The following is a 10,439-nucleotide window of genomic DNA, read 5'->3' on the forward strand; positions in this document are numbered from 1 at the left end:
ACGCTTTTGGATCGCCAAACGCATCGACAGATCGTGCAAGGCCGCGACGGCTTTCGACGTTTACGGACGGGTTTGCCGGCCGCGAACGCTCCACAACACGCGAAAGGAAATGCCATGAGCCACGATGCTTATGAGCTGAAAGCCGAAGCGCGCGAACAGGTCGGTAAGGGGTCCGCCCGTGCAGTTCGTCGCGACGGTAAAGTGCCTGCAGTTATCTATGGCGACAAGCAGCCTCCCCTGGCGATTGCGCTCAACTACAAGGACATCTTCTACAAGATCCATGGCGGCGGGTTCCTGACCACGATCGCCACGATCGATGTCGACGGCAAGAAGATCCAGGTCCTGCCGAAGGATTTCCAGCTCGACCCGGTCAAGGATTTTCCTGTCCATGTCGACTTCCTGCGCATCGGCAAGGACACCGAAGTCAATGTCGACGTGCCTGTCCACTTCATCAATGAAGACAAGTCGCCAGGCATCAAGCGCGGCGGCGTGCTCAACATCGTTCGTCATGAAGTCGAGTTCCACTGCCCGGCCAACGCGATCCCGGAATTCATCACCGTCGATCTCACCGGCACCGACATCGGCGATTCGATCCATATCTCGGCGGTCAAGCTGCCGGCCGGCGTCAAGCCGGTCATCTCCGATCGAGATTTCACCATCGCGACCGTTGCCGGCTCGTCGGCGATGAAGCCGGAGACGGAAGCGACCACGGAAGCTGTGGAAGAGACGGCGGCCCCAGAGGCCGAAGAGAAGTAATTCTCCGAGCCGGATGATTTCATCCGGCTCTAAACCAAAGAAATAGAGCATGATGTTTTCCGAAAGCCGCGTCACACTTTTCGGCAACGTGCTCTAAGTCCGGAGGCGGCGATGCTTGTCTTTGCAGGCCTCGGCAATCCGGGCGCAAAATACGAAAACAACCGGCACAATGTCGGCTTCATGGCGGCGGACGCAATTGCCCGCCGCCATTCCTTTTCGCCCTGGTCGAGAAAATTCCAGGGCCTGGTCTCAGAAGGCACGCTCGGCGGCGAAAAAATCCTGCTGATCAAGCCGCAAACCTTCATGAATCTCTCCGGACAGTCGGTCGGCGAAGCGCTGCGCTTCTACAAGCTCGAACCATCCGCCCTCACCGTCTTCTACGACGAGATCGACCTTGCCGCCGGCAAGCTCCGGGTCAAGGTGGGCGGCGGCTCCGGCGGCCATAACGGCATCCGCTCGCTCGACCAGCATATCGGGAACGCCTATCGCCGGGTGCGCATCGGCGTCGGCCATCCCGGCGTCAAGGAGATGGTGCACGGCCATGTGCTTGGCGATTTCGCCAAGGCCGACCGCGAGTGGCTCGATGTCCTGCTGGACGCAATCGCCGACGCTGCCGGCTTGCTCGCCAAGGGCGACGACAGCTCGTTCATGAACCGCGTCACGCTCACCTTGCGCGACAAGCTTGTGCCGACTGGCGACGACGACCGCCCGCCGCCCAAGGCGCCGAAGCAGCAAAGCCATGTCCGCCAGGCGCGCCCGCAGCAGCCGGCGGCAAAGCTTCCAGAAAGCGGCCCGATGGCCGCCATGCTGAAGAAGCTCTTTGGCAAGGACTAAAGCATGTCTCCCGAAAGTGGGAACCGGTTTCGGGGTAAAGACATGCGCAAAATCAAAAGCCTAAAGCGCAGGGAGCGAATCTAAAAGATCGCGACGCGCTTTAGGTCCTGTCACGATAAAGGCATGGGGCTTGACGTTCGTCACCCCTATCGCCCATAGCCCTCACCAAATTCGAATTTCCGACAGGATTGGACGAACATGGGTTTCAAATGTGGCATCGTTGGCTTGCCCAACGTCGGCAAGTCGACGCTGTTCAACGCGCTGACCAGGACGGCTGCCGCGCAGGCCGCCAACTATCCTTTCTGCACCATCGAGCCGAACACCGGCGAGGTGGCGGTGCCCGACCCGCGCCTGCAGAAGATCGCGGCGATCGGCAAGTCGAAGGAGATCATCCCGACCCGCATCTCCTTCGTCGATATCGCCGGCCTGGTGCGCGGCGCCTCCAAGGGCGAAGGGCTGGGCAACCAGTTCCTCGCCAACATCCGCGAGGTTGACGCCATCGTGCATGTGCTGCGCTGCTTCGAGGATGACGACATCACCCATGTCGAAGGCCGTATCGATCCTGTCGCCGACGCCGAGACGGTCGAGACCGAGCTGATGCTCGCCGACCTCGAAAGCCTCGAGCGCCGCATCGCCCAGATCCGCAAGCGCGCCGCCGGCAAGGACAAGGAAGCCATGGCCGTCCTGCCCATGATGGAGGCCGCGCTCGAGCTTCTGCAGGCCGGCAAGCCGACGCGCTTCCTGCTCAACGGCATCGCGACGGAGGACCTGCGCATCCTGCAGGGGCTGAACCTGCTCACCTCGCATCCCGTTCTCTATGTCTGCAACGTCGCCGAAGCGGACGCCGCCACCGGCAACGAGCACACCAGGGCGGTGGAGAAGATGGCGGCCGCGCAGGGCGCCGGCACGGTGGTGATCTCGGCGGCGATCGAGGCGGAAGTCGCCCAGCTTTCCGATGAGGAAGAAATGGAGTTCCTTGCCTCGATCGGACTCGATGAGCCGGGCCTCAACAAGGTGATCCGCGCCGGCTACGAGCTCCTGCATCTGATCACCTATTTCACCGTCGGGCCGAAGGAAACGCGCGCCTGGACGATCCACAAGGGCGATAAGGCGCCGCAGGCGGCCGGCGTCATCCACACCGATTTCGAGCGCGGCTTCATCCGCGCCCAGACGATCGCCTACAACGACTTCGTCACGCTGGGCGGCGAGGCGGCCGCCAAGGAAGCCGGCAAGGCGCGCGACGAAGGCAAGGAATACGTCGTCCAGGACGGCGACATCATGCTGTTCAAGTTCAACACCTGATCTCCAGGAGACCCGGCGATGATAAAAACCTTCGTCGTGGACAATGATCGCCTGCGCCTCACGGAGGACCTTGCGGCGGACGGCGACAGGGTCGTCTGGGCCGATCTTTTCAACCCGACCAAGGAGGAAGAGGCGCGCATCGAGAGCTGGCTGGGCATTGCCATCCCGACCCGCGAGGAGATGGAAGAGATCGAGATTTCGAGCCGGCTCTATATCGAGGACGGCGGCTACTTCATGACCGCCGTGCTGCCGGCGCAGACCGAGGCCGACGATCCCTTGATGTCGCCGGTGACCTTCGCGCTCGCCGGCAAGAGGCTGATCACCATCCGCTATCACGAGCCCAAGGCCTTCAAGACCTTCCCGCAGCGCGCCGAGAAGGTGGCGACCGGCTGCACCAGCGGCGACACCATCCTGATCGGCCTCCTCGAGGCGATCGTCGATCGCCTGGCCGACATCCTCGAGCGCGCCGGCCGCGAGGTCGAAACGATCTCGCGCGACATTTTCGAAGCGCGCTCGACCAAGGCCTCGAAGCGCAACCGCGATTTCCAGGAGCTCCTGAAAGGTATCGGCCGCAAGGAGGACATCGCTTCCTCGGTCCGCGACAGCCTGATCTCGTTGCAGCGCCTGGCCGGCTTTCTCGCCCATGTCGCTGACCAGACCAAGATGAGCAAGGATGTGCGCGCCCGCATCAAGACGCTGTCGCGCGACGTGCTCTCGCTTGCCGACCATGCCACCTTCCTGTCGCAGAAGATCTCCTTCCTGCTCGATGCCACGCTCGGCATGATCTCGATCGAGCAGAACGCCATCATCAAGATCTTCTCGGTCGCCGCCGTCATCTTCCTGCCGCCGACGCTGGTCGCCTCGATCTACGGCATGAACTTCGACATCATCCCCGAGCTCAAATGGGAGTTCGGCTACCCCTTTGCGATCGCCCTGATGGTGGTCTCGGCGATCCTGCCCTTCTGGTATTTCCGCCGCCGCGGCTGGCTCTGAGGGCCTTGGCCGGCGACAGCTGGCTTACCAGAAATCACTTGACCAAATCGACTTGGGCCGGCATCCGGGTTTCCGATCCTTGGGATCGCGTTCGTCAACCGGATTGCCGATCATGACCGGAAAGACCTGGGCCTATGAGGATTTCGCCGAGGGCGCCTCGCTCGACCTCGGCAGCAAGGACGTAAGTGCCGCCGAGATCATCGAATTCGCCTCGGAGTTCGATCCGCAGCCGATGCATCTCGACGAGGAAGCCGGCAAGGCGAGCATCCTCGGCGGGCTTTCGGCTTCGGGCTGGCATACCTGCGCGATGTTCATGCGCATGCTGTGCGATGCCTTCCTGCTCGATTCGACCTCGCAGGGCTCGCCCGGCATCGAGCATGTGAAATGGAAGAAGCCGGTGCTGGCCGGCGACAGGCTTACCGGCACGCTCACCGTACTTTCCAAGCGCCAGTCGAAATCGAGGCCGCAGCTCGGCTTGGTCACCATGCGCAGCGAGCTCGTCAACCAGCACGGCGAAAGCGTCTTCGAACTCGAAAACACTGGGATGTTCCTAGCGCGTGATGCCGCAAGGGACCTGTCATGACCCTGGACGAGTATTTCCTGATCGGCGAGACCGTCACGCTCGGCTCGCATAAATTCGAAGCCGACGAGATCAAGGCGTTCGCCAACAAATACGATCCGCAGGTCTTCCACGTCGATGAAGAGGCTGCGAGGAAGAGCGTGCTTGGCGGGCTCTGCGCCTCGGGCTGGCACACTGCCGCCACCTGGATGAAATACAACCTCGAAAAGCGCATGGAGACCGAGGGCGTGCGCTGGACAGGCCCCGGTCCGCAGCCCGAATTCGGCCCCTCGCCCGGCTTCCGCAATTTGAAGTGGCTGAAGCCGGTCTACGCCGGCGAGACCGTGACTTTCACGCGCACCGCGCAGGCGCACCGCCCGCTCGCCGGGCGCCCAGGCTGGAGCCTGCTGACGCTGCGCTCGGAAGGTTTCGATTCGACCGGCGACAAGGTGATCGAGTTCGACAGCGCCGTTCTGGTGAAGGTGGGATAGCGCCTCTCCTTCTCCCCTTGTGGGAGAAGGTGTCTCCGAAGGCGACGGATGAGGGGTGCTCCAGGGAAAGCCAGCGCCTCACTCCGCTGGAACACCCCTCATCCGTCTCGGCGCTGCGCGCCGATCCACCTTCTCCCACAAGGGGAGAAGGGGAAAATCGCTCAATGCCCCTCGAACCCGATCAGCGTCCTCACCGGCACGCCTAGCGCTTCCAGCTTCTGGCGGCCTCCGAGGTCCGGCAGGTCGATGACGAAGCAGGCAGCGACGATGTCGGCGCCGATCTGCCTGAGCAGCTTCACCGCGGCTTCCGCCGTGCCGCCGGTGGCGATCAGGTCGTCGACCACGATCACCTTCTCGCCCGGCGAGACGCCGTCCTTGTGCATCTCCATCTCGTCCAGGCCGTATTCGAGGCTGTAGGCGACGCGCACCGTCTCGTAGGGCAGCTTGCCTTTCTTGCGGATCGGCACGAAGCCTGCCGAAAGCTGGTGCGCCACGGCGCCGCCGAGGATGAAGCCCCGCGCCTCGATGCCGGCGATCTTGTCGATCTTCAATCCGGCATAGGGATGGACCAGCTCGTCGATGGCGCGGCGGAAGGCGCGCGCGTCGCCAAGCAGCGTGGTGATGTCGCGAAACAGGATGCCGGGCCTGGGGTAATCCGGAATGGTGCGGATGGCCGCAAGCAGCGTGTCTTCGAGGGAGGATTTCATGGGCGGTTGATCCGTTGCCGCACAGTTTTGCCGGCAAGCGGCTGAAAAGAAAAGGGCGCCATTCGGCGCCCTTGCATTTTTCTGGAGCAAGCCGCCTCAGTGCGCGACGTCGGCCCACACCCTGCGCTTGGTCATGTAGACCAATGCGCCGAAGACCAGCAGAAAGATCATGACACGGAAGCCGGTCTTCTTGCGATCCTCGAGGTGCGGCTCGGCGGCGAACATCAGGAAGGCCGAGACGTCGCGGGCATACTGGTCCACGGTCTGCGGCGAGCCGTCGTCATAGGTCACCTGGCCGTCCGAGAGCGGCTTGGGCATCTTCAGCGACACGCCGGACAGGAAGTACGGATTGTAGTGCGTGCCTTCCGGGATCACCATGCCGGCCGGCGGCGTCTGGTCGTAGCCGGTGAGCAGCGAGTGGATGTAGTCGGGACCGCCCTGCGCATACTGGGTGAAGATGTCGAAGATGAAGCGCGGGAAGCCACGCTCGACGCCGCGCGCCTTGGCAAGCAGCGACATGTCGGGCGGCGCGGCGCCGCCATTGGCGGCAGCAGCGGCCTCTGTGTTCGGGAACGGCGCCGGGAAGTGATCCGACGGCTTGCCGGGACGATCGAACATGTCGCCGGCATCGTTCGGGCCGTCATGGATGGTGTATTCGGCGGCCAAAGTCTTGATCTGCGCCTCCGAATAGCCGAGGCCTTCCAGCGTGCGGAAGGCCACCAGGTTCATCGAGTGGCAGGCCGAGCAAACTTCCTTGTAGACCTTCAGGCCGCGCTGCAGCTGCGCCTTGTCATAGGTGCCGAACGGACCGGCGAAGCTCCAGCTCATTTCCTTCGGTTCGTTGATCGGGAAATGTGTCGGAGCGGCCGCGTTGTGTTCCTCTTCGGCGGCGATGGCAGCGGTGCCCGCGACCACCAGGCCAAGCAGCGCCAGCGAGGTGAGAATCTTCTTCATACCCAAAATCCCCTCAGATTCTCAGCCCGTGGTTTCCGGCGCGGCGGCAGCGCGTGCCGGATGTCCGCTGCCGCCCTTTTTCTTTTCAAGCACGGCCTCGGTGATCGAGTTCGGCAGCCTGCGCGGCGTCTCGATCAGGCCGAGCACCGGCATGATGACCAGGAAGAAGGCGAAGTAGAACAGCGTCGCCATCTGCGCCATGAACACATAGCTGCCTTCCGCCGGCTGCGAGCCCAGCCACCCGAGCAGGATGGCGTCGGCTACAAACAGCCAGAAGAACAGCTTGTACCATGGACGATAGACCGCCGAGCGCACCTTGGAAGTGTCGAGCCACGGCACCAGGAACAGCATGGCGATGGCGCCGAACATGCACAGCACGCCGCCGAGCTTGGAGTTGATCGGGCCGATGTTGAAGGTGATGGCGCGCAGGATCGCATAGAACGGCAGGAAGTACCATTCCGGAACGATGTGGGCCGGCGTTTTCAGCGGGTTGGCGACCGTGTAGTTGTCCGGGTGGCCGAGAAAGTTCGGCAGGTAGAAGACGAAATAGGCGAAGACGAACAGGAACACGATCATGCCGAACGCGTCCTTGATGGTGGCGTAGGGCGTGAAGGCGACGGTGTCGGTCTTCGACTTGACCTCGATACCGGTCGGGTTCGACTGGCCCACGACATGCAGCGCCCAGATGTGCAGCACGACGACGCCGGCGATCATGAACGGCAACAGGTAATGCAGCGCAAAGAAGCGGTTCAGCGTCGGATTGTCGACGGCGAAGCCGCCGAGCAGCAGTTCCTGGATCCAGTTCCCCACCAGCGGAATGGCGCTGAAGAAGCCGGTGATGACGGTAGCGCCCCAGAAGCTCATCTGGCCCCAAGGCAGCACGTAGCCCATGAAGCCGGTGGCCATCATCAGAAGGTAGATGATGCAGCCGAGGATCCACAAGAGCTCGCGCGGCGCCTTGTACGAGCCGTAGAACAGGCCGCGGAAGATATGGATGTAGACGGCGACGAAGAAGAACGAGGCGCCATTGGAATGGAGATAGCGCAAGAGCCATCCCGAATTCACGTCGCGCATGATCTTCTCGACCGAATCGAAGGCGAGATTGGTGTCGGAGGTGTAGTGCATCGCCAGCACGATGCCGGTCAGGATCTGCGCGGCCAGCATGATCGACAGGATACCGCCGAACGTCCACATGTAGTTGAGGTTGCGCGGCACCGGATAGGCGACGAAGCTGTCATGGACCAGCCGCGGCAGCGGCATGCGGGCGTCGAACCAGCGCTCGATACCGGTCTTGGGCGTATAGGTCGAGTGTCCCTCGCTCATCGAAATGTCCCCTGCCTCAACCGATAAGGATCTTGGTATCGGAAATGAACTTGAATACCGGGATCGCCATGTTCTCCGGCGCCGGGCCTTTGCGGATGCGGCCGGCGGTGTCGTATTGCGAACCGTGGCACGGGCAGAACCAGCCGCCGAAATCGCCTTCCTGGCCGAGCGGGATGCAGCCGAGATGCGTGCAGACCTGCACCATCACCATCCAGGCTTCCTTGCCGGGCGTGGTGCGGTTGGCGTCGGTCGCCGGCGCGTCGGACGGCAGGTTGGCGTTGCGCGCGATCGGATCCTTGAGGTCGGCGAGATTGACGGCCGCGCCGTCCTTCATTTCCTTTTCGGTGCGGTTGCGCACCACCACGGGCTTGCCGCGCCACTTGACGACCAGCGAGCTGCCGGGCTGCAGCGAGGAGACATCGACCTCCACCGAGGCCAGCGCCAAGGTCGAGGCATCGGGGCGCATCTGGTCGATGAACGGCCACGCGACGGCTCCAGCGCCGACAACGGCGGCCATGCCGGTGGCTACATAGAGAAAATCGCGACGGTTGGGATCGTGGATGTCGGTTGCGCTCACGGGTGCCTGATCCTTTCGCCTCTTCCTAACCGGAGGCCGAGCCTTGTCCCCGCTCAATCGCACCTGCCCGACAGCGCATGGCGAACAGGCTAGCGAATTCCTCCGGCATTTGGAGTTCGGTTTATGCGTGCGGCCCGTTTTTGTCCAGCGGGGTGAGACCACAAGGGCAGATTGTCGCGGGTGTCCAGCATGGGCAGAAATTTGACGGGACCGGCCGGATGTAGCAATATATCTACATCTCCAGGATGGAGGTGCTGAAATGAACATCTCGACCAAGACGACAACCTTCATGTCGAGCCGTGAATTCAACCAGGATACGGCGCGCGCCAAGCGGGCAGCCAGGAACGGGCCGGTCATCATCACCGACCGCGGCAAGTCCTCGCATGTCCTGATGTCGATGGAGGAATATGAGAAACTGAGAGCCCTGGGCAAGCCGGAGAAACATAGAAGCCTCGCAGACGCGATTGCCGATGATCGTCCGGAAGCCGATTTTGATTTCGAAATCCCGGAGCTCAAGGGCTTATCTCTGCGCCCGCCCGAGTTGGACTGATGTATCTGCTCGATACCAATGTCATTTCCGAACTGAGGCGGAAAGACCGATGCGACCCGAACGTTTGGGCCTGGGCCGAGAGCCGAAATCCAGGCGAGTTTCATGTTTCAGCCGTCAGTATTCTTGAGGCCCTGATCGGCGCCCTGAGAGCGGAGCGAAAAGACGAGAAGAAAGGAGTGATTCTGCGCGCCTGGGTGGACGGATTGGTCGCCGAAATGGCGGAGCGCATCTTGCCGGTGGATCTCGCCGTAGTGCTGCGTTGCGCGCCGCTCCACGTCCCAGATCCCAAGCCTGACCGCGACTCCTATATCGCTGCCACCGCGCTGGTCAACAACATGACGATCGTGACCCGCAATACCAAGGATTTTGAAGACACCGGCGTGAGGCTGTTCAATCCCTGGATACCGAAGGGGTAGAGCCATGGCGTATGTCATTGAACGCTACAGCTGGGCCGACGCCCCCGACCTCTGGATGGGCGAGCTGCAATGCGGCCAGTTCGGCGCCAATTCCTGCCTCATCTTCAACTATCAGCAGACGGTCGGCGGCGGCCCGCGCCTGCACAAGCATCCCTATGCGGAAATCTTCGTCATCCGTTCCGGCACCGGCCTGTTCACGATCGGCGACCAGGAGATCAAGGCCACGGCCGGCCAGATCCTGATCGTGCCGCCCGACACGCCGCACAAATTCACCAATCTCGGCCCCGGCCCGCTCGAAAGCACCGACATCCACGAGAACGGCCAGTTCATCACCGAATGGCTGGAATAGCTGGCTAGCCGGCGCCGAGCCTGACCAGCACCGCGCGCGGGATGTCGTATTCGCGGATCACGGCGTCATGCCTGCGCAGACCGCAAAGCTCGCGCTGGATGAAGTAGGCGTGGACGGCCGCGGCCGCTTCCTTGAGCAGCCTGTTGCGGTGCTCGCCCTCGCCGCTCTCGCGCAATCTGGCAAGGCTTTCCTCGACACGCCGGCCGGCGCGGCCGAGCGCTGCGGCCTTCTCGGCGAGGATTTCGTGGCCGAGCAGATCGAGCGCGCTTTCCTGCGCGCCTGACCGTCCGAAATTCATGGGCATGCGTACAGACATGATGCCGTTCTACTCCGCCGGCCGCGTCTCTTCCAGCGCGCTTTCCTCGTTGAAGAGGAAGCCGCCGGACTGGCGCTTCCAGAGCCGCGCATAGAGCCCGTCGAGCGCCACCAGCTCGTCATGCGTGCCCTGTTCGACGATGCGGCCGCCGTCCAGCACCACGAGCCGGTCGAGCGCCGCGATCGTCGACAGCCGGTGCGCGATGGCGATCACGGTCTTTTCCTCCATCAGTCTGGTCAGGTTCTCCTGGATCGCCGCTTCTATGTCGGAATCGAGCGCGGAGGTCGCCTCGTCGAGGATCAGGATCGGCGC

General features: G+C 62.7%; 14 protein-coding genes and 1 pseudogene. 9 read left to right on the forward strand and 6 right to left on the reverse strand.

All coding sequences use genetic code 11. The features are described from left to right. Positions 1-114 precede the first annotated feature (114 nt). The 6 genes from FJ980_RS12850 (at position 115) to FJ980_RS12875 (ending at position 4,935) form a co-directional block, all read left to right on the forward strand. Positions 115-756 carry a 50S ribosomal protein L25/general stress protein Ctc gene (locus tag FJ980_RS12850; protein WP_095766518.1) on the forward strand — a complete coding sequence of 214 codons (642 nt, stop codon included), beginning with the start codon at positions 115-117 and terminating at the stop codon, positions 754-756. A gap of 111 nt (positions 757-867) precedes the next feature. Beyond that, complete coding sequence (gene pth, locus FJ980_RS12855) at positions 868-1,590, forward strand: aminoacyl-tRNA hydrolase (protein WP_140543247.1); 723 nt, start codon at positions 868-870, stop codon at positions 1,588-1,590. Between the two features lie 198 nt (positions 1,591-1,788). Then, positions 1,789-2,892 carry a redox-regulated ATPase YchF gene (gene ychF / locus FJ980_RS12860; RefSeq protein WP_140543248.1) on the forward strand — a complete coding sequence of 368 codons (1,104 nt, stop codon included), beginning with the start codon at positions 1,789-1,791 and terminating at the stop codon, positions 2,890-2,892. An 18-nt stretch (positions 2,893-2,910) separates the two neighbouring features. After that, a complete protein-coding gene (gene corA, locus FJ980_RS12865; protein WP_140543249.1) occupies positions 2,911-3,885 on the forward strand; it encodes a magnesium/cobalt transporter CorA in 975 nt (324 codons plus the stop codon). A 112-nt stretch (positions 3,886-3,997) separates the two neighbouring features. Continuing rightward, a complete protein-coding gene (locus FJ980_RS12870; protein WP_140543250.1) occupies positions 3,998-4,468 on the forward strand; it encodes a MaoC family dehydratase in 471 nt (156 codons plus the stop codon). Continuing rightward, positions 4,465-4,935 carry a MaoC family dehydratase gene (locus FJ980_RS12875; protein ID WP_140543251.1) on the forward strand — a complete coding sequence of 157 codons (471 nt, stop codon included), beginning with the start codon at positions 4,465-4,467 and terminating at the stop codon, positions 4,933-4,935. Before FJ980_RS12870 ends, FJ980_RS12875 begins: the two co-directional genes overlap by 4 nt. Before the next feature lie 161 nt (positions 4,936-5,096). On the opposite strand, the gene FJ980_RS12885 is transcribed toward FJ980_RS12875, so the two are convergent. The 4 genes from FJ980_RS12885 to petA all read right to left on the reverse strand — a co-directional run bounded on the left by FJ980_RS12885 (position 5,097) and on the right by petA (position 8,496). Further along, the gene (locus FJ980_RS12885) at positions 5,097-5,642 is read right to left on the reverse strand and encodes an adenine phosphoribosyltransferase (RefSeq protein WP_095766724.1); all 546 of its coding nucleotides are present in this window, start codon (positions 5,640-5,642) and stop codon (positions 5,097-5,099) included. Between the two features lie 96 nt (positions 5,643-5,738). Continuing rightward, positions 5,739-6,596, reverse strand: a complete 858-nt coding sequence (locus tag FJ980_RS12890; RefSeq protein WP_095766511.1) for a cytochrome c1 — start codon at positions 6,594-6,596, stop codon at positions 5,739-5,741. A 21-nt stretch (positions 6,597-6,617) separates the two neighbouring features. Further along, positions 6,618-7,919, reverse strand: a complete 1,302-nt coding sequence (locus FJ980_RS12895) for a cytochrome b N-terminal domain-containing protein (protein WP_140543252.1) — start codon at positions 7,917-7,919, stop codon at positions 6,618-6,620. A 16-nt stretch (positions 7,920-7,935) separates the two neighbouring features. Beyond that, positions 7,936-8,496 (reverse strand): ubiquinol-cytochrome c reductase iron-sulfur subunit, encoded by a 561-nt coding sequence (petA, locus tag FJ980_RS12900; protein ID WP_095766509.1) that lies wholly within the window; start codon positions 8,494-8,496, stop codon positions 7,936-7,938. 259 nt (positions 8,497-8,755) lie between these two features. On the opposite strand from petA, the gene FJ980_RS12905 reads away from it, so the two are divergent. From FJ980_RS12905 to FJ980_RS12915, 3 genes are read left to right on the forward strand one after another with little or no spacing between them, the layout of a single operon-like run. Then, a complete protein-coding gene (locus FJ980_RS12905) occupies positions 8,756-9,046 on the forward strand; it encodes a type II toxin-antitoxin system Phd/YefM family antitoxin (protein ID WP_140543253.1) in 291 nt (96 codons plus the stop codon). After that, positions 9,046-9,462 carry a type II toxin-antitoxin system VapC family toxin gene (locus FJ980_RS12910; protein WP_140543254.1) on the forward strand — a complete coding sequence of 139 codons (417 nt, stop codon included), beginning with the start codon at positions 9,046-9,048 and terminating at the stop codon, positions 9,460-9,462. The genes FJ980_RS12905 and FJ980_RS12910 overlap by 1 nt, the downstream gene beginning before the upstream one ends. A gap of 4 nt (positions 9,463-9,466) precedes the next feature. Then, positions 9,467-9,811 carry a cupin domain-containing protein gene (locus FJ980_RS12915; protein WP_140543255.1) on the forward strand — a complete coding sequence of 115 codons (345 nt, stop codon included), beginning with the start codon at positions 9,467-9,469 and terminating at the stop codon, positions 9,809-9,811. Positions 9,812-9,815: 4 nt separating this feature from the next. On the opposite strand, the gene FJ980_RS12920 is transcribed toward FJ980_RS12915, so the two are convergent. Beyond that, positions 9,816-10,127, reverse strand: coding sequence for a DUF6665 family protein (locus FJ980_RS12920; protein ID WP_140543256.1), 312 nt, complete (start codon positions 10,125-10,127; stop codon positions 9,816-9,818). A 9-nt stretch (positions 10,128-10,136) separates the two neighbouring features. Further along, positions 10,137-10,439 (reverse strand): annotated as a pseudogene (locus tag FJ980_RS12925) (ABC transporter ATP-binding protein); the annotation flags it as partial.

This window comes from Mesorhizobium sp. B1-1-5 (assembly GCF_006443065.1).
Classification (GTDB): Bacteria; Pseudomonadota; Alphaproteobacteria; order Rhizobiales; family Rhizobiaceae; genus Mesorhizobium.

Bases quoted from the DNA above. Each gene is read 5' to 3' on its own strand.
- FJ980_RS12915 (WP_140543255.1), top strand. From the start codon at position 9,467: ATGGCGTATGTCATTGAACGCTACAGCTGGGCCGACGCCCCCGACCTC.
- FJ980_RS12910 (WP_140543254.1), top strand. From the start codon at position 9,046: ATGTATCTGCTCGATACCAATGTCATTTCCGAACTGAGGCGGAAAGAC.
- FJ980_RS12875 (WP_140543251.1), top strand. From the start codon at position 4,465: ATGACCCTGGACGAGTATTTCCTGATCGGCGAGACCGTCACGCTCGGC.
- corA (WP_140543249.1), top strand. From the start codon at position 2,911: ATGATAAAAACCTTCGTCGTGGACAATGATCGCCTGCGCCTCACGGAG.
- FJ980_RS12905 (WP_140543253.1), top strand. From the start codon at position 8,756: ATGAACATCTCGACCAAGACGACAACCTTCATGTCGAGCCGTGAATTC.
- pth (WP_140543247.1), top strand. From the start codon at position 868: ATGCTTGTCTTTGCAGGCCTCGGCAATCCGGGCGCAAAATACGAAAAC.
- ychF (WP_140543248.1), top strand. From the start codon at position 1,789: ATGGGTTTCAAATGTGGCATCGTTGGCTTGCCCAACGTCGGCAAGTCG.
- FJ980_RS12895 (WP_140543252.1), bottom strand. From the start codon at position 7,919: ATGAGCGAGGGACACTCGACCTATACGCCCAAGACCGGTATCGAGCGC.
- FJ980_RS12885 (WP_095766724.1), bottom strand. From the start codon at position 5,642: ATGAAATCCTCCCTCGAAGACACGCTGCTTGCGGCCATCCGCACCATT.
- FJ980_RS12920 (WP_140543256.1), bottom strand. From the start codon at position 10,127: ATGTCTGTACGCATGCCCATGAATTTCGGACGGTCAGGCGCGCAGGAA.
- FJ980_RS12890 (WP_095766511.1), bottom strand. From the start codon at position 6,596: ATGAAGAAGATTCTCACCTCGCTGGCGCTGCTTGGCCTGGTGGTCGCG.
- FJ980_RS12850 (WP_095766518.1), top strand. From the start codon at position 115: ATGAGCCACGATGCTTATGAGCTGAAAGCCGAAGCGCGCGAACAGGTC.
- FJ980_RS12870 (WP_140543250.1), top strand. From the start codon at position 3,998: ATGACCGGAAAGACCTGGGCCTATGAGGATTTCGCCGAGGGCGCCTCG.